Source organism: Halopolyspora algeriensis, assembly GCF_003337235.1.
Taxonomy (GTDB): domain Bacteria; phylum Actinomycetota; class Actinomycetes; order Mycobacteriales; family Pseudonocardiaceae; genus Haloactinomyces; species Haloactinomyces algeriensis.
In genome coordinates this window covers 312931-338255 of record NZ_QPJC01000001.1, presented here as the reverse complement: position 1 = coordinate 338255, position 25325 = coordinate 312931, and the positions used below count along the sequence as shown (strand labels likewise).

Below are 25325 nucleotides of genomic sequence, written 5' to 3'. Positions count from 1 at the left end.
CAGCCGGAGCTGAAGCTGGCGAAGGAGCCGAACGAGTAGTGCGGGAAGCGGATGATGCCGCCGACCACGGGAAACATCACGGCCAGCTCGGCGTAGACGAGGCCGATGATCATGATCATGATCGCGCCGATGATCCAGGAAAGGATCGCCGCGGGCCCCGCGATCTGTGAGGCGTAGAGAGCGCCGAACAACCAGCCGGAGCCGATGATCGCTCCGACGCCGGTGAACAGCAGACTGAGCTTGTTGACGTCTCTGCGTACCCCCGTATCGAGCTGTACGTGGGCCCGTGTCGGTGGCGCAGTTGGTGTCGCCATCTGTTCGCCCTTTCCTGTCCTTTGTGACTCGCATTACTACGGTGACAGGACTCTCGGCCATGTGCGAGGTTCCGTCAACACGAATCGGCATACTGCTCGGGTTTGGCGGTAACATTCTTGTACATGTTGCACGTATAGTGACAGAACCGAGACACCACGTGACCGTGGAGTCACATTTCGATCACGTCGATCCGGTGCTCGGTGATCTTCGTAAGGGCAATGACGTGCGCCGAAGCCGGGTCAGCGCCGCATGTGCCCGGAATGCCGTGATGATCATCACGGTTCTCGCAGTGTCGTTCCGACCTCGTCCGTGACGCTTTTGTGGTTTTTCGGTGTAGCGGCATTCACGCGCAGCGCGACGACCATTCCGCGACGACCATTCACGGTTTTCGTGGCTTGCCCGGTGAGAAAAGCGCCCGCTATGTCGCGGGACGGCGGAGGCCGTCGAAGGCGATTTTGGTGACGGCATCGGCGATTTCGTTCTTGGTCAATCCATGGCGGGGCCGGTACCACTCGATCAACGAGTTGACCATGCCGAACAGCAGCCTGCTGGTCAGCGCGGGGTCCACGTCCAGGCGCAGGCTCCCCTCGTGTTCGGCCTCGGCGACGAGTTCGCCCACGAGGTGGTCGAGCTCGCGCCGCCGCGCCAGTGCCTGACGCTCGACCTTGCTGTTGCCGCGCACCCGCAGCAGCAGGGTGACGAAGGGCAGTTCGTCGACGAGGACCTCCACGCTGCGCCACACGACGTGGTGCAGCCGGTCGATGGCCGCACCGGTGCCCGATTCCGGCTCGTCCAACACCGCGAACAGTGCGTCCAGGGCGCGGTTGACGCTCAACCGCAGCAATTCCTGCTTGCTCGGCACGTGGTAGTAGATCGCCGACTTCGTGATACCGAGTCGCTTGGCCAGATCCTCCATGCTCGTGCCGTCGTAGCCGCGCTCGTGGAAGACCTTGACCGCGGTGTGCAGCAGCGAATCGAGATCGTATCCCGGCCTGCCCCGTTGTGCGCTCCTGCTCGTGCCGTCCGTCATGGGTTCAGTCTCCCGCAGTGCCGGAAAAGGCGGTCGGTGCAGGTCAGCCGTTGCGGTCGTCGATGACCCGCTGCAGCTTGCCCACCGAGCGCTCCAGCGTGCCGGGATCGACGATGCACACCTCCGCGGTGACCCCGACCGCATCCTTGATCGCCTTGGTCAACACGGTCGGTGCCGACTGCCGCTGCTCGAGGGTGGTGGTCTCGTCGGCTTCGATCCGCACGGTCAGGTGGTCCATCCGGTCCTGCCGTGAGATCACGAGCTGGAAGTGCGGTGAAAGCCCCTCGGCGCGCAGCACCAGTTCCTCGATCTGGGTGGGAAAGACGTTGACGCCTCGCAGGATGAGCATGTCGTCGCTGCGGCCGGTCACTTTCTGCATCCGGCGCATGCCGGGGCGAGCCGTACCCGGAAGGAGCCGGGTCAGGTCGCGGGTGCGGTAGCGGATGATCGGCAGCGCTTCCTTGGTCAGCGAGGTGAACACCAGTTCGCCCGGTTCCCCGTCCGGCAGTGACGCGCCGGTGATCGGATCGATGATCTCGGGGTAGAAATGGTCCTCCCAGATGTGCGGGCCGTCCTTGGTCTCGACGCATTCACTGGCCACGCCGGGGCCCATCACCTCGGACAGGCCGTAGATGTCCACCGCGTCGATGCCTGTGGCCTCCTCGATCTCGGTGCGCATTTCGGCGGTCCACGGCTCGGCTCCGAAGATTCCGACGCACAGGGAGGTGTCCCGCGGATCGATGCCCTGGCGGCGGAACTCGTCGATCAGCGTGAGCATGTAGCTCGGTGTGATCATGATGATCTCGGGTTCGAAGTCCCGGATGATCTGCACCTGACGTGCGGTCATCCCGCCGGAGGCCGGGACGACGGTGCAGCCCAGCCGTTCGGCGCCGTAGTGTGCGCCCAGCCCGCCGGTGAACAGGCCGTAGCCGTAGGAGACGTGGACCTTGTGGCCGGGGCGGCCCCCGGCCGCCCGGATGGAGCGGGCCACCATGTCGGCCCAGATGTCGAGGTCGTTGCGGGTGTAGCCGACGACCGTGGGCCGGCCGGTCGTGCCGCTGGAGGCGTGGATGCGCCGCACCTGCTCCTGCGGAACCGCGAACATGCCGAACGGGTAGTTCTCGCGCAGGTCGTGCTTGGTGGTGAGGGGGAAGTTCGCCAGGTCGGCCAAGCTGCGGCAGTCTTGCGGGTGCACCCCCGCCGCGTCGAACTGCTGCCGGTAGAAGGGGACGTTGTCGTAGGCGTGCCGCAGTGCCCACTGCAGGCGCTCGAGCTGCAGGGCGGCGAGTTCGTCGGCGCCGAGCCTCTCCGTGCTGTCTCCTCCGGCGGCCGTGTCCGCTCGCCGGGACGGCATTGCCGACGCCGGTGCCGTCTCCGTCATGACTCGCCCCTTCCCTCGTTGTTGATGCTGCGGCTGTGCCCGCGGAATTCGGCGATGACGGGACCCTGCTCGCCATCCCGGCGGACGGTGATGTCGTAGATGCCGCTGCGCCCGAAGCTGGTCCGCTCCTCGGCGCGGGCATACAGCAGATCACCCTCGTATCCCGGCGCGACGAACGTGATCTCGGCGCCGGAGGCGACCGTGACCGGCCCGTGGCTGTTGCATGCGCAGGCGAAGGCGGTGTCGGCCAGCAGGAAGACGTAGCCACCGTGGGCGATGGAATGGCCGTTGACCATCTGCTCGGTGATGAGCATGCGTGCGAGCGCGCGGCCGTCTGCGGCTTCGAGCAGTTCGATGCCCAGAGCCTTCGAGGCGTGATCGTCGTCGAACATCGCCGAGGTCGGGCTCGCGATGGTCGGAGGGCTGGAATTCACGGGTGCCACCTCTCGGGACCGGGTGCGCAGCGGCCGAAAAGGCTCGACCGGGAGTGTCCGACCGGCCGGAAGCCCGCGGAGGCGGAGCGCCGCAACCACGGAAACTGACCGAACAGTCGGTTACCGGAGCAGTGTTGGATGTCACCACACTGATGTCAACCCCGCGATCGTGTGCGGATTCCGCAGTGGTGACGGCGTGATTCGATGATTGTGCTCGAGGCTGTCCTGCGTCACAATCAGCACCAACCGATCGGTCAGTAATTCGGATGGATGGCGATCCGGCTGCCGGTGAGGAGGGAGCGAGTCGATGAGCGTGCTGCGCAATTACGTCAGTGGGCAATGGCAGGAACCCGCCGAGGACGGCACGCCCCTGCACGACGCCGTCACCGGAGAGGAGATCGCCCGGATCTCCTCGGCGGGTGTCGACATGGCCGCTGCGCTCGATTACGGGCGCCGGATCGGTGGGCCCGCGCTGCGGGAGCTGACCTTTCACCAACGCGCGGCGCTGCTGAAGTCGCTTGCCTCCCACCTGCGCGAGTACCGTGGCGAGCTCTACGCGCTGTCGGCCCGTGCCGGAGCGACGAAGGGCGATGCGAAGTTCGACGTCGACGGCGGCATCGGCGTGCTGTTCAGCTACTCCAGCAAGGGGCGGCGTGAGCTGCCGAACGACACGGTCCACGTCGATGGGGATCCCGAACAACTCGGCAAGGGCGGCACGTTCCTCGCCCAGCACATCGCCACCCCGCTGCACGGGGTGGCAGTGCAGATCAACGCCTTCAACTTCCCCGTGTGGGGACCGCTGGAAAAGCTCGCTCCGGCCTTTCTGGCGGGGGTGCCGAGCCTGATCAAACCGGCAGAGCAGACCGCCTACCTGACCCACCGGCTCGTCGAGCTCATCGTGGAGTCCGGGATTCTGCCCGAAGGATCGGTGCAGCTGGTGTGCGGCAGCGCGGGCGACCTGCTGGACCATCTCACCGACCAGGACCAGCTGTCGTTCACCGGCTCGGCCTCCACCGCGCAGCGCTTGCGCACCCATCCGAACGTGGTGGCCCAGGCGGTGCGGTTCAACGCCGAGGCCGACTCGCTGAACTGCTCGATCCTGGGGCCGGACGCCACACCGGGTACCGAGGAGTTCGACCTGTTCGTCGGTCAGCTCGTCACCGAGATGACGGTCAAGGCCGGTCAGAAGTGCACCGCGATCCGGCGGGCGTTCGTGCCCGCGTCACTCGTGGACGACGTGATCGACGCGGCCACCGAGCGGCTGTCGGCGATCAAGGTCGGCAATCCCGCCAACTCCGATGTCGGGATGGGCGCCCTGGCCAGTCTCGAGCAGCGCGAAGAGGTGCGCCGCTCGCTCAAGGCGCTGCTGGAGGCCGGGCGACTGGTGTACGGCGACACCCGCGAACGGCTCTCCGTCGTCGACGCCGATGCGATCAACGGCGCGTTCGTGCCGCCGTTCCTGCTGCGCTGCGACGACCCGCAGCAGGCGCAGCCGCACGAGGTCGAGGCCTTCGGCCCGGTCAGCACGGTGATGCCCTACGAGGGGGCGGAACAGGCCGTGGAGCTGGCTCAGCGCGGCAAGGGCAGCCTCGTCGGCTCGGTGGTCACCGCCGATGCCGACTTCGCCCGCGAGGTCGTCACCGGCAGTGCCTCCCGGCACGGCCGGATGCTCGTGCTCAACCGGCACAACGCCGGCGAGTCCACTGGCCACGGCTCACCGCTGCCGCAGCTCGTGCACGGCGGTCCGGGACGTGCGGGCGGCGGTGAGGAGATGGGCGGCGTGCGCGGCGTGCTGCAACACATGCAGCGCACCGCCGTGCAGGGCGATCCCGACACGCTCAGCGCGATCACGGGTCAGTGGATGCCGGGCAGTAAGCGCACCACGACCGAGGTGCACCCGTTCCGCAAGCACCTGGAGCAGTTGCGCGTCGGCGACACCGTGGTGGCCGGCCCGCGCACGGTGACGCTCGACGACGTCGAGCACTTCGCGGAATTCACCGGCGACACCTTCTACGCGCACACCGACGAGCAAGCGGCGGCGGCCAACCCGTTCTTCGAGGGGCGAGTGGCGCACGGGTACCTGGTGGTCTCGCTGGCGGCGGGCCTGTTCGTCTCGCCGGAGCCGGGACCGGTACTGGCCAACTACGGGCTGGAGAACCTGCGGTTCGTCACGCCCACCTACCCCGGCGACGAGATCACCGTGACGCTGACGGCCAAGCGGATCACCCCGCGCCAGGGCGGTGACTACGGCGAGGTCCGCTGGGACGCCGATGTCACCAACCAGAACGGCGAGTCGGTGGCCAAGTACGACGTGCTCACCCTGGTGCAGAAGGAGAGCAACTCATGACCGCAACACTGTCCGACGAACAGCTGCAGCAGCACTTCGACGCCACGATCGAACGGGACCAGCGCATCGAGCCACGCGACTGGATGCCCGAGGGCTACCGCAAGACCCTGGTCCGCCAGATCGCCCAGCACGCGCACTCCGAGATCATCGGAATGCAGCCGGAAGGCAACTGGCTCACGCGGGCACCGAGCCTGCGCCGCAAGGCGATCCTGCTGGCCAAGGTGCAGGACGAGGCCGGGCACGGGCTGTACCTGTACTCCGCCACCGAGACACTGGGCGCCGACCGCGACGACCTGACCGGCAAGCTCGTCGGCGGTCGCCAGAAGTACTCGTCGATCTTCAACTACCCGACGTTGAACTTCGCCGACATCGGCGTCATCGGTTGGCTGGTCGACGGTGCCGCGATCGTCAACCAGGTCCCGCTGTGCCGGTGCTCCTACGGCCCGTACGCGCGGGCGATGATCCGCATCTGCAAGGAGGAGTCGTTCCACCAGCGGCAGGGGTACGAGCTGCTGATGACGATGATGCGCGGCACCGACGAGCAGCGGGAGATGGTGCAGGACGCCACCGACCGCTGGTGGTGGCCCTCGCTGATGATGTTCGGCCCACCCGACGGGGATTCACCCAACACGCAGCAGTCGATGGCGTGGGGCATCAAACGGCACACCAACGACGAGCTGCGGCAGAAGTTCGTCGACATGACCGTGCCGCAGGCCGAAGCGCTCGGCGTGAGCCTGCCCGACTCGGGTCTGGTGTGGAACCCCGAGCGCGGGCACTACGACTTCTCCGAGCCCGACTGGTCCGAGTTCAAGCAGGTCATCGGCGGCAACGGGCCTTGCAACGCGCAGCGCCTCGAACGCCGCAGAGCCGCACACGAGGACGGCCAGTGGGTGCGCGACGCCGCGGCCGCCCACGCGGCCAAGGAGAACGCGCGGAAGGAAGGAGCAGCGGCATGAGTCAGGACCGGCCCACCACGGGAACCGGCGATGCCCCGCCCGGTTCGGAGACCCCGCGCTCCTCGTGGCCGCTGTACGAGGTGTTCGTGCGCGGCAAGCGCGGCCTCAACCACGTCCACGTCGGCTCGCTGCACGCCGCCGACGAGGAGATGGCCCTGCACAACGCGCGCAATCTCTACACCCGGCGCAACGAGGGCGTGAGCATCTGGGTGGTGCGTGCCGAGCACATCACCGCCTCCAGCCCGGACGAGAAGGACTCGTTCTTCGCGCCGAGCGCGGACAAGGTGTATCGCCATCCGACCTTCTACTCCATTCCCGACGACGTCCCGCACATGTGAGGCCCCATGTCGTTCGACAATGCTTACGAGGCCCTGGTCGCCGACCATGCCGAGGGGGATGCGCGCTGGGCGTTCGGCACCGGGTTCGACGATCCGCTGGCCGGAGTGGACACGGCGGTGCCCAGCGGGGTGGACGGCGACGACCTCGCCGCCTATTGCCTGATGCTCGGTGACGACGCGCTGATCCTGTCCCATCGGTTGACCGAGTGGTGTACCCGTGCCCACGAGCTGGAGGACGAGGTCGCCTTGGCCAACATCGCGCTCGACCTGCTCGGGCAGGCCCGGATGCTGCTCGCGCGAGCCGGGCAGACCGACGGCACCGGGCGCAGCGAGGACGAGCTGGCCTACTTCCGGGACGAGAACCGGTTCCGCAACGTGCGACTGGCCGAGCTTCCCGGAGGTGACTTCGGGCGGACGATCGCGCAGCTGCTGGTGTTTTCGACGTGGAAGCTGGCCGAGTTCAGCCGCCTGAGCCGTTCGCGGGATCCGGTGCTCGCGGCGATCGCGGCCAAGGGCGTCAAGGAACTCACCTACCACCGCGACTACGCCGCGCGGTGGGCCGTGCGGCTCGGCGACGGCACGGACCACTCGCACGAGCGCATGCAGCGGGGACTCGACGAGGTGTGGCCGCTGGTGGCCGAACTGTTCACCGCCCACGCCGTGCAGCGCCGCGTGGTGGACGCGGGTGTCGGGGTCGACCCGGCCGAGTTGCGCGACGAGTTCGACGACGTGCTCGGGCAGGTGCTCGAGCCTGCGGGCCTGCGGCGACCGGAGGTGGCCCCGATGGGGCGGGTCGCCGACCGCGCGGGCCGTGACGGGGTGCACACCGAGCACCTCGGATACCTGCTCGCCGAGATGCAGAGCCTCGCCCGTGCGCACCCGGAGGCGACATGGTGACCGCGTTCGATACCGGTGTCCGGGCCGATACCGCCCGCAGCGTTGCCGAGACGGTGACCGACCCGGAACTGCCCATGCTCACGCTGGCCGATCTCGGTGTCCTGCGCGACGTCGAGACTCCCGAGCCGGGCCGGGTGATCGTGACCGTCACCCCCACCTACTCGGGCTGCCCGGCCATCAGCGAGATGCGTGCCGATCTGCACCGCACGCTCACCGAGGCCGGCTACACCCGCGTGGAGGTGCGCACCGCACTGGACCCGCCGTGGACCACCGACTGGATCAGTGACGCGGGCCGCCGCAAGCTGGCCGAGCACGGCATCGCCCCACCCGGCCGGGCACCGCACACGCAGCAGGGGCCGGTGCCGCTGACGTTGGGACCACCGCGCAGGCACGCACACTGCCCGAACTGCGGGTCGGAGGCCACCGACGAGCTTTCGGAGTTCAGCGCGACCGCGTGCAAGGCGCTGCGGCGCTGCCGCTCGTGCTCCGAACCGTTCGAGCACATGAAGGAGATCTGAGCAGTGACGTCTACAGTGGAGCTTCCGGCCAGGAGGCGCTCCGGATTCCACACCCTGCGCGTCGCGGACGTTCAGCGGCTGTGTGACGACGCCGTCGCCGTGACCTTCGACGTTCCCGAGGCCCTCGCCGAGGAATTCGCCTTCCGGCCCGGCCAGTCGCTGACGCTGCGGCGGCGGGAGGAGCACGGAGAACAGCGGCGGTCCTATTCGATCTGTGCGGCGTGGGGACACAAGCCCCGCATCGGTGTGCGGCTGGTCCCGGACGGGCTGTTCTCCGGCTGGCTGACCGGCGAGGTTTCGGCGGGGGACGAGGTCGACGTGCTCCCACCCACCGGTTCGTTCACGCCCGATCTCACCCGCTCCGGGCGCCACGTACTCGTCGCCGCCGGGTCGGGGATCACACCGGTGCTGTCCATCGCGGCGTCGCTGCTGGCCGAGACCGACTCGCAGGTGACCCTGATCTACGGCAACCGGCGCAGCGACACCGTGATGTTCGCCGACGAGCTCGCCGATCTCAAGGACACCTATCCCGCACGGCTGGAGCTGGTGCACGTGCTGTCGCGGGAGCCCCGCGAGTCGGAGCTGGTTTCCGGTCGCCTCGACGCCGACAAGCTGCGAGGACTGCTGGGCACGCTCGTGCCGTTCGAGGGCGACGAGCACTGGTGGTTGTGCGGGCCGTACGGAATGGTCACCGGGGCGCAGGAGGTTCTCGACGAGCTCGGGGTGCCCGACGGGAACGTGCACCGCGAGCTGTTCTACGTCGACGACGTTCCGCCCGAGCCGGTCCGGCACGAGGAATCCGGTATCGACGGCCCCTCCAGCGAGGTCACCGTGACACTGGACGGGCGCTCGACGCCGCTGTCGCTGCCGCGCGACACCCCCGTGCTCGATGCCGCGCAGAAGATCCGCTCGGACCTGCCGTTCGCGTGCAAGGGCGGGGTGTGCGGGACCTGCCGCGCCAAGGTCACCGAGGGCGAGGTGCGCATGCGGCGCAACTTCGCGCTCGAGCAGTCCGAGGTCGATGCCGGATTCGTGCTCACCTGCCAGTCCCTGCCGGTTTCCGAGACCGTCACCGTCGACTACGACGCCTGAGGTGCGGGGCCGCGCGGGTGGCGGCTTCCCGGCAGGAGGACCTGCGTAACCCGTGCGGGAACGCGCGTGAATGTGACAATCCCGGGTTGTGGACAGCGTCGCGGTGAACCTTGCCCTGGTACTGCTTTTCGTGCTGATCGGAGGATTCTTCGCCTCGTCGGAGATCGCGCTGGTCTCGCTGCGGGAAGGGCAGGTGCGCAAGCTCGCCGAGCAGGGCCGCCGGGGTGCCCGGGTGACTCACCTGCGTGAGGACTCCAACCGGTTCCTGTCGGCCGTGCAGATCGGGGTCACCTTCGCCGGTTTCTTCGCCTCCAGCTACGGCGGAGCCACCCTCGCCGTGCGCCTCGAACCACTGCTGGAGGATTGGGGCGTTCCGGCCGGGGTGGCTGCCACGCTGGCCCTGGTGCTGGTGACCGTGCTCGTCTCCTACCTGTCGCTGGTGCTGGGCGAACTGGCACCGAAGCGACTGGCGCTGCAGAAGCCCGAGGGCGTGTCCCTGTTCTCCGCCGGTGTCCTCGACAGGATCGCCACCGTGTTCCGGCCGCTCATCTGGCTGCTGTCGAAGTCCACGAACGCGGTGGTCCGCATGCTGGGAGTCAGTCCGACCACCGATCAGGGCTCGGTCAGCGAAGAGGAACTCCGCGACATGGTCCGCACGAACGAGCAGCTCACCGTCGAGGAACGCCAGCTGGTCACCGACGCTTTCGAGGCCGGTGATCGGGTCTTGAGCGAGGTCATGGTTCCCCGCACCGAGGTGCACTTTCTGGATGCCACGATGTCGTTGTCCGACGCGGCCACCGAGCTCGCGGGCAAACCGCACTCGCGGTACCCGGTGGCCCGGGACTCCGCCGACGACGTGATCGGTTTCGTGCATGTGCGGGACCTGTTCGCCGCCACTCACGGCAGCCACCAGGACTCGCGCACGGTCGGCGACCTCGCCCGGCCCATCGTCGCGCTGCCGGGGAGCAAACCCATGCTCGCCGCGCTGGGCCGGATGCGCCGGGGCGGGGGTCACCTGGTCCTCGTCGTCGACGAATACGGTGGCACCGACGGCATCGTCACCATCGAGGACCTCGTGGAAGAAGTCGTCGGCGAGATCTACGACGAGTACGACCCTCGTGCCACACCACCGAAGACCTCCGGTGACGGCCTCTTCGAGGTCGACGGGCTCCTGCATCTCAACGATGTCGAGGAGCAGACCGGTATCGCGCTGCCCGAAGGGCCCTACGACACTCTCGCCGGTTTCGTGCTCAGTCGGTTCGGACGCACCCCCGCCGAAGGGGACTCGATCGAAGCTCTCGGGTACCGCTTCACGGTGCTGGAGATGGACGGGCGTCGCATCGCCCGGCTGCGTATCGAACGGCTCGACGGCAGCGGTGGGAACCGGGTGCAATAGCGTGGAACTACGTCCCGGTGACGGGTACTTCGGTGTGGACGGACCCGCCGAGACCGATCGTGGCGGCACCGCCGGTGGCTTCGGCCAGCCATGTCTCGAACCCGGCCACGTCGGTTTCCGGGATGTGCAGATCGAAACGGACTCGGGCTCCGTAGTGCACGTCGGCGACGAGGTAGTCCGAACGGCGCAGATCGTTCTCCAGCTTTCCCGCGACACCGTGGTCCACCGTCGTCGACACGACCCGCATCTCGCGCCGCTCGACGAGTCCGACGTGCTCGAGAGCCTCGGACACCGCACCACCGTAGGCTCGGATCAGTCCACCGGCGCCGAGCAGCACTCCACCGAAGTGGCGCGATACCACCGCCACGGTGTTCGTGATGTCGTTGCGCCGCAGCACTTCCAGCATCGGGACTCCGGCCGTGCCCGCGGGTTCACCGTCGTCGCTGGACTTCTGTGTCTGTCCGTCGTCACCGAGGACGTAGGCGGAGCAGTGATGCCGGGCTTCATGATGCAGCCTGCGCCGGTGCCGCACGAACTCCCGGGCCTGTTCTTCGGTCGTCACGCGAGCCAGCGCGCACAGAAAGCGCGACTTCTTCACCTCGAGCTGGTACTCACCCGGCTGCCCGATCGTGCGCATGCGCCTCCCTCCTGCCGCCGAAGCCTGCTGAGCCGACGACCACGGTGTGTAATATTTGCGGAATCAAGTGAGTTCGACCACTCCGGCTTGCGAGCACGCCGCTCGCTGGCTCCGTACGCACCGAGAACGGACATCCCTGGGCACAAGATCAACACGAACATCACTCGGATGCGGTTTTCCGTTCGAACCACGCGACACGTACCGTCCACCTTATGGAGCAGTCATCGAGTCCGTTGGAGCCCGGCACGAGGGTGCGCGCCTCGTTCGGTCGGTTTCAGGATCAGATCGGCACAGTGGTCGAAACCGCTCAGGGGCTACCGGACGTGTTCGACGGGCCCGTGCTGTGGGTCCGCTTCGATGGCGACGAGGAGCCCGGCCTGGTGGCCGGCCGGTTTCTCGAGCCCACCGTCTGATCAACCGGAAACAGGGCGAACCGGTGGCCTGCCGGGGCGAAGCGGCCCCGGCAGTGCCACCCGGCCCCGGCGTCACCCCCAGACTTCGCGGGCGGTTTCGGTGACCAGACGCAACTTGGCGATCTCCTGCTCCACGGTGAGCGCGTTGCCCTCATGGGTGGAGGCGAACCCGCACTGCGGTGACAGGCAGAGCTGATCGAGATCGATGTAGCGCGTGGCCTCCTCGATCCGGCGCTTGAGAGCATCTTTGGACTCCAGCTCACCGCGCTTGGTCGTGACCAGTCCCAGCACCACGACCTTGTCCCGGGGGACGAACCGCAGAGGCTCGAAGCCGCCGGATCGCTCGTCGTCGAACTCCAGGAAGAAGCCCTCTACGTCGAGCTCGCCGAACAGCGCCTCGGCCACGAATTCGTAGCTGCCTTCGGCGGCCCACGACGAGCGGTAGTTGCCCCGGCACATGTGTGTGGTCACCGCCATGCCGTCCGGGCGGCCCGCCAGTGCGGCATTCATGAGCTCGATCGTGCGCAGATGTTGCGTCTGCGGATCACCACCTCGCGCGGCGAACTGCGCTCGCTGATCCGGGTCGTTGAGGTAGGCGAGGCTGGTGTCGTCGAGCTGCAGGTAACGGCAGCCCAGTTCGCCCAGTGCGCGGATCTCGGCGGCGTAGGCCGCTGCCAGGTCCGCGCGGAACGCGTCGAGGTCCGGATAGACGCTCTCGTCGATGGCGGCCCGGCCGCTGCGGTATTCCACCATGCCGGGCGAGGGCAGCGTCAGCTTCGGTACGGCGGTCGTGGTCCGCTGGGCCAGAGCGGTGAAGTCGTCGGTGAAGATGGTGCGGCCCAGGCCGATCCTGCCGGAAATCCGCATCTCGGGTGTGGTGAACTCGATGTCACCGTCGGCATTGTGGAACCGCACGGTCAGCCGGGAGTCGTCGTTCCTGCTGATCCCGTCGAGCTGGTAAAGGAAATCCATGTGCCAGGCGCTGCGGCGGAACTCTCCGTCGGTGGCGCTGGACAGGCCGATCTCCTCCTGCATGGCCACCACGTCGGTGATGGCCTCGTCCTCGAACTCCCGCAGCTGCTGTCGCGTGATCTCGCCTTCGGCGAGTCGTTTGCGGGCATCGAGAAGTGCGGGCGGCCGTAGCAGGCTTCCGACGTGATCGGCGCGGAAGGGAGGCGTCGTGCGTCGACTCATGCCGCTCGAACATACGAGCTTCGTGCCGGTTCGGCCAGGATCGCCGTGCGCCGCCGGCCGTGGTCCGGGAAGGCCCCTTTCCCCGATGGGTGTGAGCAAGGACAATTCGGGATCGCCCGATAGGGGTGGCTAAAATCGCCGTGCGCAGCCCGCAACTCCAGCGAGGCAGGCTGTGAGAAGAATCACCTGGCGAGTGCGCAGTACCGGATGGATGGAGACGATGCGAGTTCTGGTTATCGGGGGTGGTATAGGAGGACTCGCCGTTGCCAAGGGATTGCTCGGCCGGGGACATCACGTCCGTGTCTACGAGCACGCCGACGCTCTCCGCGAAGGTGGGGCCGGGGTCACGATCTGGAGCAACGGAACTGCCGCGCTGCGCGATCTGGGAGTCTCGCTGGAGGGAATCGGCCGCCGGCTGCACAGCTTGCGCTCACTGACCGGGAACGGCCGCCTGCTGTGGGAAGCCGATCTCGACGAGGTCACCGAGCGTCTCGGTGCCCCGACCGTGGAAACCCCGCGCCGCGCTCTGATCACGCGGTTGGCGGACACCCTTCCTGCCGGGACGGTCCGATTCGGACGCCGTTGCGTCGATGTGCGCGAGTACCCGGACCGGGTCGTCGCGGACTTCGCCGATGGCTCCTCGGCCGAGGGCGACGTTCTCGTCGGTGCCGACGGGCAGCGCTCGGTGGTCCGGCGCAAGGTGCTCGGCGGGGAGCCGGCGAGGCTGACCGGTTGGGCGAGTTGGCAAGGCCTCACCTACAGCGACCTCCCCCTCGCGCACGGTTACCAAACGCTCAACATCGCAGGTCGTGACGGCCACTGCGGTCTCATTCCGGCCGGAAACGGGTTGCTGCACTGGTGGTTCGACACCCCCTGGAGTGAAGGGCACCCGGACCTGTCCGTGGCCGATCTGCGCAACCTGTTCGACGGGTGGCCGGAGCCGGTCGGTGCTCTGCTGTCCACGGTCACCGACAACGACCTGGGTTTCTTCCCGCACATTCGCCACCAGGTGCCGAGAGTGTGGGGTGGCCCGCGCACGACGTTGCTCGGTGACGCCGTCCACGCGATGCCGCCCGCGGTGGCTCAGGCCGCCAACCAGACCCTGGAAGATGCCTGGCTGCTGTCGAGCCTGCTCACCGACGTGGAGGGGATTCCCACGTCGAGGTTGCGCCGGTACGAGCGGGAACGGCGACCCAGGGTCGCGAAGGTCTCCCGGCAGGCCGCACTGACCTCCGCGCAGCGTCGTACCCCGCTGCAGCGGCTCGGCCGGTTCCCGAAGTGGGTGGCCACCCGTACTCAGGTGGTCTCTCTGCGCTCGGGCAGCAACGTGCTGACACCGGCACGGGTCGGAATCGCGTGAGCCTTGCGGGCTCGGAACCCGCAAGGCTCGTCGCTGTCACGCCCCGAACACGTCCGGGTCGGGGCCGACCCTGGTGCCGGTTTCCAGGCCGGCGATGACCTTCATGTCGTCCTCGGCGATTTCGAAGTCGAAGACGTCGAGATTCTCCCGCACGCGGGACGGCGTGACCGACTTCGGGATCGCCACGTTTCCCAACTGCATGTGCCAGCGCAGCACGATTTGAGCCGGAGTTTTGCCGTACTTGTCGGCCAGGGAGGTCAGCGTGGTGTCCTCCAGCAGACCCTTGCCCTGACCGATCGGGCTCCAGGCCTCGGTGGTGATGCCGTGTTCGGTGTGGAACGCGCGCAGGTCGGGCTGCTGCAGGTTCGGGTGCAACTCGATCTGATTGACGGCGGGCACCACGTCGGTCTCCTCCAGGACCCTGCGCAGGTGCGGGATCTGGAAGTTCGACACGCCGATCGACTTCGCCCTGCCGTCGGCGTGCAGCTTCTCGAACGCCTTCCACGTGTCGATGTAGAGGTCCTGGCCCGGCGCGGGCCAGTGGATCAGGTAGAGATCCACGTAATCGAGACCGAGCTTGTTCAGACTCGCGTCGAAGGCGCGCAGGGTCTCGTCGTAGCCCTGCTGGTCGTTCCACAGCTTGGTGGTGACGAACAGCTCCTGGCGAGCCACGCCCGATTCGGCGATGGCCCTGCCGACGCCCTCTTCGTTGCCGTACGCGGCGGCGGTGTCGATGCTGCGGTAGCCGGCCTCGATGGCCGTGCGCACCGGTTCGAACACCTCGTCGGGCGGAACCTGGAAAACCCCGAAACCGAGCTGCGGAATCCGGGCGCCGGAGTTCAACGTGACGGTCGGAGTCTGGCTCATGTGTTCGTTCCTCCCAGGGGTATTGCTGGAGCTGCCTCGATGATCAACCACCGCAGTCGATCGCGGATTCCGACCTGTGCTCCCCATCACAGCACGGCCGCACCGCGTGGGCGAGCCGGGCGGGCGAGTCTCAGTCGACCGAGCTCGGTTCCGTCCGTTGCTGTGCCGGGGCGTGTTCCTGCCGATGGGTGGCCACGATCTCCGATCCGTGCGGGGAACGGTGATCGAGCCGCCCCGACAGCAGTGCGAAACCGAGTCCGATCAATGCCAGGATCGCACCCGTCCAGCTCGGTGCCACGAAGCCGAAGCCTGCGGCGACGACCGCACCACCGAGGTAGGCACCCAGCGAGTTCGCGATGTTGAACGTGGACTGGATGCTCGCCGAGCCCAGTGCGGGCGCCTCCTTGGCCTGATCGAGGATCCGTGCCTGGATGCTGGGGATCGCGGCGAAGCCGGCCACACCGACCAGGAACACGTTGATCGCGGCGAGCACCATGCTGTCCGCGGTGACCAGGAACAGCGTCAGTGTCCCCGCCAGCGCGGTCAAAAACACGTACAGGGTGCGCATCGGCGCGCGGTCGGCGAGCCGCCCGCCGATCACCGTGCCGGTGGTCATGCCGATACCGAACAGGGCCAGCAGGCCGGTGGTGGCCGTCGGGGTGTATCCCGCGACCTGGGTCAGCAACGGCTTGATGTAGCTGTAGAAGGAGAAGGTCGCGGCGAATCCGAAAACCACCACGGCGAACGCCAGCCACACCTGGGGGCGTTTGAAAGCCGTGAGCTCGCCGCGCAAGCTGACTTCGGTGGGCTTGGGTTGCTGCGGTACCAGCGCGGCCACGGCCACCAGGGCGACCAGACCGATCACGGCCACCAGCCCGAACGTCCAGCGCCAGCCCAGCTGCTGCCCGAGCAGGGTGCCTGCCGGAACACCGACGATGTTGGCCACGGTGAGACCCACGAACATCAGCGAGATGGCGCGAGCGCGCTTGTCGTGCGCGACCAGGCTCGCGGCGACGACGGCGCCGATGCCGAAGAAAGTCCCGTGCGGCAGCCCGGCGAGAAACCGTGCGGCCAGCAGTGATTCGTGGGTGGGAGCCAGGGCCGTGAGCGCGTTGCCGACGGCGAACAACCCCATCATGCTCAACAGCATGGTCTTGCGGCGCACGCGCATTCCCGCCGCGGTCAGCACCGGCGCCCCCACGACGACGCCCAGCGCGTAGAGGGAAATGTAGCCGCTTGCCGTGGAGATCGGCGTGTTCAACGCGGAGGCCACTTCGGGCAGCAGCCCCATCATCACGAATTCGGTGGTACCGATGCCGAACGCTGCGATGGCCAGTGCCAGCAGGGCAACAGGCAAGAGGTATCTCCTCCGGTGGGGGCCGTGGACGTTCGAAAGGTGGGCCGCATCTCGCCCGGGAGCACGTGAGGCGGTGGCTGCGCCGGCACGCGCCTCTGACATCGAAACGGTAGCCCGCACGCGGTTGTTCCTGTATCGGTTATGAACAGCGCCACTCGATGCGTGGCGAAAGAGGACCCGTTCGGACCAGTGCGAGGGGCGGGCAGCGTCCTCGCCCGGGGTGGTGTCCGGCCGTGCTCGTCCTGAACGCGGTGCCGGCGCCGAACACGGTTACGACGAAGGGCCGCGTTCGCCGGATCCGCCCTGTCCCGGATCCCCGCTGGGGGTGGTCGTGGTCGGCGTGTGGCCCACCGTCACGTGCGCCTCGGCCGCCAGCCGCTCGCTCATGTGCGGATAGTGCAGCTCGAAAGCCGGGCGGGTCGAGCGGATGCGGGGCAGCTCGGTGAAGTTGTGCCGCGGCGGCGGGCAGGAGGTGGCCCACTCCAGGGAGTTGCTGTGCCCCCACGGGTCGTCGACATTGGCCACGACGCCGTAGCGGTAGCTTTTGAACACGTTCCACAAGAACGGCAGCATCGAGGCGCCCAGGATGAACGCGCCTGCCGAGGAAGCCATGTTCATGGCCGTGAAGTTGTCCGTGGGCAGGTAGTCGGCGTAGCGCCGGGGCATGCCCGCGTTGCCCAGCCAGTGCTGGACGAGGAACGTGGTGTGAAAGCCGATGAACGTCAACCAGAAGTGCAGCTTGCCGAGGGTGTCGTCCATCATCCGGCCGGTCATCTTCGGGAACCAGAAGTAGAGCCCGGCGAAAACCGCGAACACGATCGTGCCGAACAGCACGTAGTGGAAGTGCGCGACCACGAAATAGGTGTCGTGGACGTGGAAGTCCAGCGGTGGTGAGGCCAGCAGAATTCCGGTGAGCCCGCCGAGCAGGAAGGTCACCATGAAACCGACGGACCACAGCATGGGGGACTCGAAGGTGAGCTGGCCGCGCCACATGGTGCCGGTCCAGTTGAAGAACTTGATTCCGGTCGGGATCGCGATCAAGAACGTGGTGAAGGCGAAGAACGGCAGCAGCACCGCACCGGTGGCGAACATGTGGTGGGCCCACACCACCACCGACAGGCCGGTGATACCGAGCGTGGCGAACACCATCCCGGTGTAGCCGAACAGCGGCTTGCGGCTGAACACGGGGATGATCTCGGTGATGATGCCGAAGAACGGCAGCGCCACGATGTAGACCTCGGGGTGGCCGAAGAACCAGAACAGGTGCTGCCACAGGATCGCGCCGCCGTTGGCGGGATCGAACACGTGCGCCCCCAACGTCCGGTCGGCCAGCAGGCCGAACAGCGCGGCCGTCAGGATCGGGAACGCCAGGAGGATGAGCACGCTCGTCAGCAGGATGTTCCACGTGAAGATCGGCATCCGCCACATCGTCATGCCCGGTGCGCGCAGGCACACCACCGAGGTGATCATGTTGACGGCACCGAGAATCGTGCCCAGACCGCTGACGAGCAGCCCGGTGATCCACAGGTTGCCGCCGTAGCCCTCGCTGTACTGGGCGCGCGACAGCGGCGGGTAGGCGGTCCATCCGAAGTCGGCCGATCCTCCCGGCATGATGAAGGCGCTGATCACGATCAGCCCGCCGAACAGGAACAGCCAGTACGAGAACGCGTTGAGCCGGGGGAAGGCGACGTCGGGTGCGCCGATCTGCAGCGGCAGGATGACGTTGGCGAAACCGAACACGATCGGCGTCGCGAACAGCAGCAGCATGACCGTGCCGTGCATGGTGAACAGCTGGTTGTACTGCTCCTCCGAGAGGAACTGCATCCCCGGCACCGCCAGCTCACCGCGGATCAGCAGGGCCATCGCGCCGCCGATGATGAAAAACGCGAACGCCGTGACGAGGTAGAGCGCACCGATCTGCTTGGGGTCCGTCGTGCGCGTCAGGGCGACCAGACGCGCTCCCTTGGAGGTGTGCGCTACCTCGGACGCCCGCGTCGGAACCGGCGTCGGACGGGTGCCGAGCGTGGTCATGCTGCCTCCCTCGTTGCGGGACCCGACCGCTCCAGTCTTGCGCCGTCACCGTGTCGGCGCAAAGTGTGTCCGCCTCTTGAGTGATCTTGTGTGCGTGGTGACGATGAGAGGCACCGACCAACGGAGGCGCTCGTGGCACTGACGCTCGGCGGCGGACCGCTGGCCACCCGGCCACCCGGGACCGCCAACTACCGCATCGACGGCCCCGCACATCGCCTGCTCCGGCACGATTTCCCCCGCCGGGTCCGCGCGCTGTTCGGCGGCGAAGTCGTCGTCGACAGCGACAGCGCGACTCTGCTGCACGAGAGCAACCTGCTGCCCCAGTTGTACGTGCCGTTCACGGATGTGCGGACCGACCTGCTCGAAAGCACCACGCACCACACGCACTGCCCGTTCAAGGGCGACGCGAGCTACTGCTCCGTCCGGGTCGGTGACCGTCTGGCCGAGAACGCCGTGTGGAGCTACCCCGCACCGACCGCGGAAGCCTCCTGGTTGAGCGGCTATGCGGCGGTGTACTGGGCGTCGATGGACGCGTGGTTCGACGAGGACGAGGAAGTCTTCGGCCACATCCGCGACCCGTACCACCGGGTGGACATCCGCAGCACCAGCCGCCTCGTGCAGGTCCTCGCCGACGATCTCGTCGTCGCCGAGAGCAGACGGGCGAAAGTGCTTTCCGAGACCGGCCTGCCGAATCGGTACTACGTGCCCGCCGAGGACGTGCGTCCGGAGCTGCTGGGACCCAGTGCGACCCACACCGTCTGCCCGTACAAGGGCACCGCCTCGTACCGCTCGCTGTACCGGTCGCCGGGCGATGCCGATGGCGGCGTCATCGGCGACGCCGCCTGGAGCTATCCGGACCCGCTCGACGGGGCCGGGGCGATCGCCGGGTATCTCTGCTTCGTCGCCGAGGGGGTCGAGACCAGGGTCGACGGTGTGCGGGTGAGCTGAGGTGGGTGCTCGCTCGAGAGGCGAAAGCCGTGCGGGACCCGTGTCTCACGTCCCCGATCCGGCGGAGAGCGCTCCCAGGGCCATCCGGTGCAGGAGCGCGGACATGGCCGTGGTGTCCAGGTGGGTGCTGTAGGGCGTCGAGTTGATCAAACCGATCACGGCGTGTGCGGCGGCTCGCGCGGTGTGCTCGTCCAGATCGGCCCGGACCGCGCGCAGCACCCGGACCCACACCTCGACATAGGCGCGCTGCGACTCCCGGACCCGGTGCTGGTCCGGTTCGGAGAGGCTGTCGAGGTCGCGCAGGTGCACGGTGATCAAGGCCGGATTCGTCAGGGCGAACTCGACGTGCCAACGCACCAGTTCCTCCAGCGCGGCATCCGGTCCTGCGGCCGCATCGACCCGGCTGTGTCCTCCCAGGAGCAGTTTGTCGCTGATCTCGGTGAGCATCTCCGCGAGCATGGCTTCCTTGCTGCGGAAATGCCGGTACAGCGCGGGGCCGGAAACACCGACGGCCCCTCCGATGTCGTCGATGCCCACACCGTGAAAGCCGTACCGGGCGAACAGCTCGGCCGCGGCTTGCAGGATCTGCTCGCGGCGCGACAGCGCCGAACCGGCCGGGCCGGGCTCCGTGGCGGCGACTTCCTCGGTCATCGCGGGCCATGCTAGACGAAGTGGGTTAGCCAGCGTTAACATCGCCCTTGCGGTTAACGATGACTAACACAACTGGGGAATCCGGAACGGAAGGTGCGGTGAAACGAATGGATGCGCCGGTCCTGTCCACAGCCGTCGACCCGGCCTCGGAGACCTACGCGCGCTACGCCGAGCACCATGCCCAGCTCGTCGACGACCTCGACGCCGAGCACGACCGCGCTCGCCTCGGTGGCCCGGAAAAGGCCCGGCAGCGCCACGTCGAGCGCGGCAAACTGCTGCCCCGTGACCGCGTGGACGCGCTGCTCGACCGAGGGTCTCCGTTCCTGGAGCTGTCCACTCTGGCCGGGCACGGGCTCTACGACGACGAAGCGCCGTCGGCCGGGATCATCGCCGGAATCGGCAGGGTCAACGGGCGCGAATGCGTCATCGTCGCCAACGACGCCACGGTCAAGGGCGGCACCTACTACCCGATGACGGTGAAAAAGCACCTCCGGGCCCAGGAAGTCGCCCTGCACAACAACCTGCCGTGCCTCTACCTGGTCGACTCCGGAGGGGCCTTCCTGCCCCGCCAGGACGAGGTGTTCCCCGACCGCGAGCACTTCGGGCGGATCTTCTACAACCAGGCCACCATGTCCGCGCGCGGCATCCCGCAGATCGCCGCCGTGCTCGGTTCCTGCACCGCGGGCGGGGCCTACGTCCCGGCGATGAGCGACGAGGCCGTGATCGTGCGCGAGCAGGGCACCATCTTCCTCGGCGGGCCGCCGCTGGTGAAGGCCGCGACCGGGGCCGAGGTCAGCGCCGAGGAACTCGGCGGGGGCGAGCTGCACGCACGCACCTCCGGGGTCACCGACCACCTCGCCACCGACGACGCCGACGCGCTGCGCATCGTGCGCTCCATCGTCAGCACCTTCGGGCCGCGATCCGAACGCCCGTGGGAGGTCGCACCGGTCGAGGAACCGGCCGTGGACCCCGATCAGCTCTACGGGGTGGTGCCGCCGGACAGCCGCACCCCCTACGACGTGCGCGAGGTGATCGCGCGCATCGTCGACGGCAGCAGGTTCGCCGAGTTCAAGCAGGACTACGGCCAGACCCTGGTCACCGGTTTCGCCCGGATCCACGGCCATCCGGTGGGGATCGTGGCCAACAACGGCATCCTGTTCGGCGAGTCGGCACAGAAGGGTGCGCACTTCATCGAACTCTGCGACCGGCGCAGCATCCCGCTGGTGTTCCTGCAGAACATCTCGGGCTTCATGGTCGGCAAGGACTACGAGGCCGGCGGGATCGCCAAGCACGGCGCGAAGATGGTCACCGCCGTGGCCTGCGCGCGTGTTCCGAAGTTCACCGTCGTCATCGGCGGCTCGTTCGGGGCGGGCAACTACTCCATGTGCGGCCGCGCCTACTCGCCCCGGTTCCTGTGGATGTGGCCCAACGCCCGCATCTCGGTGATGGGGGGTGAACAGGCGGCATCGGTGCTGGCCACCGTGCGCCGCGACCAGCACGAGGCCAAGGGGGAGACCTGGTCGGCCGAGGACGAGGAAGCGTTCAAACAACCCGTGCGCGACCAGTACGAGCACCAGGGCCACCCGTACTACTCGACCGCCCGGCTGTGGGACGACGGGGTGATCGACCCGAAGCAGACCCGAAGCGTCCTCGGCCTGGCGCTCGCGACCTCGGCGAACGCCCCGCTGGAGCCGGTGAACAACGGTGTCTTCCGGATGTGAGAAGTGGGCGCGAGGGCACTGTCGCGGGACATCGACGTGCCCTCGCGGGGCGGCCCGCCACCCCGTGCGAAACCGCACGACCGACAGGTGAGAGGACGAGGAGACCACGATGCAGCCGTCGACAATGCGGCGCCCGGACACGGTGCTGGTCGCCAACCGCGGTGAGATCGCGGTACGCGTGATCCGAACCCTGCGGCGGCTCGGCATCCATTCGGTCGCGGTCCACAGCGATGCCGACACGCACGCACGACACGTCACCGAAGCCGATACCGCCATCCGGATCGGCCCGCGCAATGCCGCCGAGAGCTACCTGTCCGTCGAGCGGATCCTCGATGCCGCACAACGCTCGGGCGCCCAGGCGATCCACCCCGGATACGGCTTCCTGTCGGAAAACGCCGCGTTCGCCCGCGCCTGCGCCGCCTCCGGTATCGCGTTCATCGGCCCGTCGCCGGAGGCCATCGACGCGATGGGCGACAAGATCCGCGCGAAGCAGACCGTGCGGGACGCGGGAGTCCCACTGGTCCCCGGACGCAGCGACCCCGGTATGTCCGATGCGGACGTTCGCGAGGCGGCCCTCGAGGCCGGTCTCCCCGTCCTGCTCAAACCCTCGGCCGGTGGCGGTGGCAAGGGAATGCGTGCCGTCGCCGATCACTCCGCACTGGACGAGCAGATCACCTCGGCCCGCCGGGAAGCACGTGCCGCCTTCGGCGACGACACGTTGCTCGTCGAGCGCTACGTCACACGGCCGCGGCATATCGAGGTCCAGATCCTCGCCGACACCCACGGCAACGTGGTGCATCTCGGCGAGCGCGAGTGCAGCCTCCAGCGCAGGCACCAGAAGATCATCGAGGAGGCCCCCTCGGCACTGCTCGACGGGGATACCCGGCGCCGGATCGGCGCCGCCGCCGTGGAAGCCGCACGCTCGGTCGGCTACGTCGGGGCGGGCACCGTCGAGTTCATCGTCTCGGCCGAGAAGCCCGAGGAGTTCTTCTTCATGGAGATGAACACGCGGCTTCAGGTGGAGCACCCGGTCACCGAACTCGTGACCTCGGTCGGCGGGCAGCGGGGCATCGACCTCGTCGAGTGGCAGGTGCGGGTCGCCTCCGGGGAGGTGCTGCCGTTCACCCAGGACGATCTCGCACTCGACGGGCACGCGGTGGAGGCTCGCGTCTACGCCGAAGACCCCGCTCGCAACTTCCTGCCCACCGGAGGAACCCTCCTGGCCGTGCACGAGCCCTCCGGCCCGGGAGTGCGGGTGGACTCCGGGGTGACCGCCGGAACCGAGGTGGGCTCGGACTACGACCCGATGCTGGCCAAGGTCATCGGCCGGGGAACGGATCGTCCGGAGGCCCTGCGTCGGCTCGATGCCGCGCTGGCCGATACCGCGATCCTGGGGATCGGCAGCAACATCGCCTTCCTGCGCGCCCTGCTCGGCCACCCGGAGGTGCGCGAGGGGACCTTGGACACCGGGCTGGTCGAGCGGGACCTGGAATCGCTCGTCGCCGCGAACCGGACACCCCCGGACGAGATCTACATCGCCGCCGCTCTGCAACGCCTGCTCGCCTCGGAACCCGACGGGCCCGTGGTGGATCCGTGGGATGTGCCCGGCGGGTGGCGAATGGGGAAACCGGCCTGGAGCGTGTGGCGGTTCGCCGCTTCCGGCGAGGAAAGGGAAGTGCGGATACGCGGGCGCGCAGCAGATGCCGACGTGTCCGTGTGCTCACCGCCTCGTGAGGCCACGCAGGGCGAAAGCGAGCCCGCCGGGACCGCACCCCCGCCGAGCCGGGCGAGCGTCCACGCCGACGGTGACCTCCTCACCGTCACCGTCGACGGGCGCACCCGGCGCTACCGCTACGCACATGCCGACGGCATCACCTGGCTGGCCGTCGACGGGCAGGCCTGGGCCCTGACCGAGCATCGGTTGCTGGCCGACCGCGCCGACTCCGCAGCGGGCTCCGGCGGTGTCGTGACCAGCCCCATGCCCGGAACCGTGCTCGTCGCCGATGTCGAGCCCGGGCAGCAGGTGCGGGTCGGGCAGACCCTGTTCGTCGTCGAGGCCATGAAGATGGAGCACACCATCACCGCGTCCGTGGACGGCACCGTCACCGAAGTCCATGCCACCAAGGGGCAGTCGGTCGGTCTCGATCAGACGCTGGCCGTTCTCTCCGAGGAATAGAGCTGTCCACAAGACGGTCGTGAAACGGATGCTTGGAGGTCCGAGATGGTCGATCACCGGCTCAGCGAGGAACACGAAGCACTGCGCCAGAGCGTGGAAGCCTTCGCCCGCAAGGAGGTCGCCCCGGTCATCGGTGAGTACTACGAGCGCGCGGAGTTCCCGTATCCGCTGGTGCGCGGTATGGCGAACATGGGCCTGTTCGGGCTTCCCGTGGCCGAGGAGCAGGGCGGGATGGGAGGCGATTACTTCGCGCTGTGCCTGGCCCTGGAGGAACTCGCCCGCGTGGATTCCTCCGTGGCCATCACTCTCGAGGCGGGGGTGTCCCTCGGCGTGATGCCGATCAGCCGATTCGGCAACGAGCAGCAGAAGCGGCAGTGGCTGCCGCGATTGGCCTCCGGCGAGGTCCTCGGCGCCTTCGGGCTGACCGAGCCCGGCGGCGGTTCCGACGCCGGTGCGACCCGGACCACGGCGGTGCTCGACGGGGACGAGTGGGTCGTCAACGGTTCCAAGTCGTTCATCACGAACTCGGGCACCGACATCACCGCACTCGTCACGGTCACCGCCGTCACCGGCGAGAAACCCGACGGCGGCAAGGAGATCTCCACGATCCTCGTTCCCGCGGGCACTCCCGGCTTCACCGTGGCGCCGAAGTATTCCAAGGTCGGTTGGAACGCCTCGGACACCCACGAACTCTCCTTCGACAATTGCCGTGTACCGGCGGAGAACCTGCTCGGCGAGCGTGGGCGCGGGTACGCGCAGTTCCTGTCGATTCTGACCGAAGGGCGGGTGGCGATCGCCGCGCTCGGTGTCGGACTCGCGCAGGGCTGTGTCGACGAGTGCCTACGCTACGCCGGTGAGCGGGAAGCGTTCGGCCACAGGATCGGCGGCTACCAGGCGATCCAGTTCAAGCTCGCCGATATGGAACTGCGCACGCATACCGCGCGTCTGGCCTACTACGACGCCGCGTCGCGGATGTTGCGCGGTGAGTCGTACCGGAAGCAGGCGGCCGCGGCCAAGCTCGCCTCCTCCAACGCCGCCATGGACAACGCCCGGGATGCCACGCAGATCTTCGGCGGGTACGGGTTCATGAACGAGACACCGGTCGGCCGCTTCTACCGGGATGCCAAGATTCTCGAGATCGGAGAGGGCACCAGCGAGGTGCAGCGCATGCTCATCGCCCGCGAACTCGGGCTGCCCTCGGCCTAGCAGGGGTTGTCTGACCTCGCGGGGATCACCGGCCCGGCGAGCTGCACGGCCGGGATACGT

23 protein-coding genes are annotated in these 25325 nt (G+C 68.0%); 13 read left to right on the top strand and 10 right to left on the bottom strand.

Going from position 1 to position 25325, the window contains the following annotated elements; genetic code table 11:
* The 4 genes from DFQ14_RS01685 to paaI all read right to left on the bottom strand — a co-directional run.
* A partial coding sequence (locus DFQ14_RS01685; protein ID WP_114451220.1) for an amino acid permease occupies positions 1-314 on the bottom strand: 314 nt, incomplete at its 3' end.
* Between the two features lie 419 nt (positions 315-733).
* Positions 734-1345 carry a TetR/AcrR family transcriptional regulator gene (locus DFQ14_RS01680; protein ID WP_114451219.1) on the bottom strand — a complete coding sequence of 204 codons (612 nt, stop codon included), beginning with the start codon at positions 1343-1345 and terminating at the stop codon, positions 734-736.
* A gap of 43 nt (positions 1346-1388) precedes the next feature.
* Positions 1389-2726 carry a phenylacetate--CoA ligase PaaK gene (paaK, locus tag DFQ14_RS01675; RefSeq protein ID WP_420810116.1) on the bottom strand — a complete coding sequence of 446 codons (1338 nt, stop codon included), beginning with the start codon at positions 2724-2726 and terminating at the stop codon, positions 1389-1391.
* Positions 2723-3118 (bottom strand): hydroxyphenylacetyl-CoA thioesterase PaaI, encoded by a 396-nt coding sequence (gene paaI, locus DFQ14_RS01670; protein WP_114451526.1) that lies wholly within the window; start codon positions 3116-3118, stop codon positions 2723-2725. Before paaI ends, paaK begins: the two co-directional genes overlap by 4 nt.
* A 349-nt stretch (positions 3119-3467) precedes the next feature.
* On the opposite strand from paaI, the gene paaZ reads away from it, so the two are divergent.
* The 7 genes from paaZ (at position 3468) to DFQ14_RS01635 (ending at position 10704) form a co-directional block, all read left to right on the top strand.
* Positions 3468-5507 carry a phenylacetic acid degradation bifunctional protein PaaZ gene (paaZ, locus tag DFQ14_RS01665; RefSeq protein ID WP_114451217.1) on the top strand — a complete coding sequence of 680 codons (2040 nt, stop codon included), beginning with the start codon at positions 3468-3470 and terminating at the stop codon, positions 5505-5507.
* Entirely contained in the window at positions 5504-6463 is a 960-nt protein-coding gene (gene paaA, locus DFQ14_RS01660) for a 1,2-phenylacetyl-CoA epoxidase subunit PaaA (RefSeq protein WP_114451216.1), read from the top strand. The genes paaZ and paaA overlap by 4 nt, the downstream gene beginning before the upstream one ends.
* A complete protein-coding gene (gene paaB, locus DFQ14_RS01655; protein WP_114451215.1) occupies positions 6460-6801 on the top strand; it encodes a 1,2-phenylacetyl-CoA epoxidase subunit PaaB in 342 nt (113 codons plus the stop codon). The genes paaA and paaB overlap by 4 nt, the downstream gene beginning before the upstream one ends.
* A gap of 6 nt (positions 6802-6807) precedes the next feature.
* Positions 6808-7698: a 1,2-phenylacetyl-CoA epoxidase subunit PaaC gene (gene paaC / locus DFQ14_RS01650; protein ID WP_114451214.1), complete on the top strand. Its 891-nt coding sequence runs from the start codon at positions 6808-6810 to the stop codon at positions 7696-7698.
* The gene (gene paaD, locus DFQ14_RS01645) at positions 7692-8216 is read left to right on the top strand and encodes a 1,2-phenylacetyl-CoA epoxidase subunit PaaD (RefSeq protein ID WP_114451213.1); all 525 of its coding nucleotides are present in this window, start codon (positions 7692-7694) and stop codon (positions 8214-8216) included. Before paaC ends, paaD begins: the two co-directional genes overlap by 7 nt.
* 3 nt (positions 8217-8219) lie before the next feature.
* Positions 8220-9308: a 1,2-phenylacetyl-CoA epoxidase subunit PaaE gene (gene paaE, locus DFQ14_RS01640; RefSeq protein WP_114451212.1), complete on the top strand. Its 1089-nt coding sequence runs from the start codon at positions 8220-8222 to the stop codon at positions 9306-9308.
* Between the two features lie 88 nt (positions 9309-9396).
* A complete protein-coding gene (locus DFQ14_RS01635) occupies positions 9397-10704 on the top strand; it encodes a hemolysin family protein (RefSeq protein WP_114451211.1) in 1308 nt (435 codons plus the stop codon).
* A gap of 7 nt (positions 10705-10711) precedes the next feature.
* Here DFQ14_RS01635 and DFQ14_RS01630 read toward each other — a convergent pair whose 3' ends face one another.
* On the bottom strand, positions 10712-11341 hold the full coding sequence (locus tag DFQ14_RS01630; protein WP_114451210.1) for a YigZ family protein: 630 nt from the start codon (positions 11339-11341) through the stop codon (positions 10712-10714).
* 212 nt (positions 11342-11553) lie between these two features.
* Between DFQ14_RS01630 and DFQ14_RS01625 the strand changes: the two genes are divergently transcribed.
* On the top strand, positions 11554-11754 hold the full coding sequence (locus DFQ14_RS01625) for a hypothetical protein (RefSeq protein WP_114451209.1): 201 nt from the start codon (positions 11554-11556) through the stop codon (positions 11752-11754).
* A gap of 72 nt (positions 11755-11826) precedes the next feature.
* Here DFQ14_RS01625 and DFQ14_RS01620 read toward each other — a convergent pair whose 3' ends face one another.
* Positions 11827-12948: a 5-methyltetrahydropteroyltriglutamate--homocysteine S-methyltransferase gene (locus tag DFQ14_RS01620; RefSeq protein ID WP_114451208.1), complete on the bottom strand. Its 1122-nt coding sequence runs from the start codon at positions 12946-12948 to the stop codon at positions 11827-11829.
* Positions 12949-13168: 220 nt separating this feature from the next.
* On the opposite strand from DFQ14_RS01620, the gene DFQ14_RS01615 reads away from it, so the two are divergent.
* Positions 13169-14308 carry an FAD-dependent monooxygenase gene (locus tag DFQ14_RS01615; protein WP_114451525.1) on the top strand — a complete coding sequence of 380 codons (1140 nt, stop codon included), beginning with the start codon at positions 13169-13171 and terminating at the stop codon, positions 14306-14308.
* 36 nt (positions 14309-14344) lie between these two features.
* On the opposite strand, the gene DFQ14_RS01610 is transcribed toward DFQ14_RS01615, so the two are convergent.
* The 3 genes from DFQ14_RS01610 to ctaD form a co-directional block, all read right to left on the bottom strand.
* Positions 14345-15175 (bottom strand): aldo/keto reductase, encoded by an 831-nt coding sequence (locus DFQ14_RS01610; protein WP_114451207.1) that lies wholly within the window; start codon positions 15173-15175, stop codon positions 14345-14347.
* 130 nt (positions 15176-15305) lie between these two features.
* Entirely contained in the window at positions 15306-16532 is a 1227-nt protein-coding gene (locus DFQ14_RS01605) for an MFS transporter (RefSeq protein WP_114451206.1), read from the bottom strand.
* A gap of 270 nt (positions 16533-16802) precedes the next feature.
* Positions 16803-18563, bottom strand: coding sequence for an aa3-type cytochrome oxidase subunit I (gene ctaD / locus DFQ14_RS01600; protein ID WP_114451205.1), 1761 nt, complete (start codon positions 18561-18563; stop codon positions 16803-16805).
* A 132-nt stretch (positions 18564-18695) separates the two neighbouring features.
* Here ctaD and DFQ14_RS01595 point away from each other — a divergent pair, with 132 nt between their 5' ends.
* Complete coding sequence (locus DFQ14_RS01595) at positions 18696-19511, top strand: DUF427 domain-containing protein (protein ID WP_114451204.1); 816 nt, start codon at positions 18696-18698, stop codon at positions 19509-19511.
* 45 nt (positions 19512-19556) lie between these two features.
* Here the strand turns inward: DFQ14_RS01595 and DFQ14_RS01590 are convergent, their stop codons facing one another.
* Positions 19557-20162, bottom strand: coding sequence for an SACE_7040 family transcriptional regulator (locus tag DFQ14_RS01590; protein ID WP_114451203.1), 606 nt, complete (start codon positions 20160-20162; stop codon positions 19557-19559).
* A gap of 107 nt (positions 20163-20269) precedes the next feature.
* On the opposite strand from DFQ14_RS01590, the gene DFQ14_RS01585 reads away from it, so the two are divergent.
* The 3 genes from DFQ14_RS01585 (at position 20270) to DFQ14_RS01575 (ending at position 25265) form a co-directional block, all read left to right on the top strand.
* Positions 20270-21883 carry a carboxyl transferase domain-containing protein gene (locus tag DFQ14_RS01585; RefSeq protein ID WP_114451202.1) on the top strand — a complete coding sequence of 538 codons (1614 nt, stop codon included), beginning with the start codon at positions 20270-20272 and terminating at the stop codon, positions 21881-21883.
* 109 nt (positions 21884-21992) lie between these two features.
* Complete coding sequence (locus tag DFQ14_RS01580) at positions 21993-24059, top strand: acetyl-CoA carboxylase biotin carboxylase subunit (RefSeq protein WP_246195737.1); 2067 nt, start codon at positions 21993-21995, stop codon at positions 24057-24059.
* Positions 24060-24104: 45 nt separating this feature from the next.
* The gene (locus DFQ14_RS01575; RefSeq protein WP_114451200.1) at positions 24105-25265 is read left to right on the top strand and encodes an acyl-CoA dehydrogenase family protein; all 1161 of its coding nucleotides are present in this window, start codon (positions 24105-24107) and stop codon (positions 25263-25265) included.
* The last annotated feature ends 60 nt before the right edge of the window (positions 25266-25325 follow it).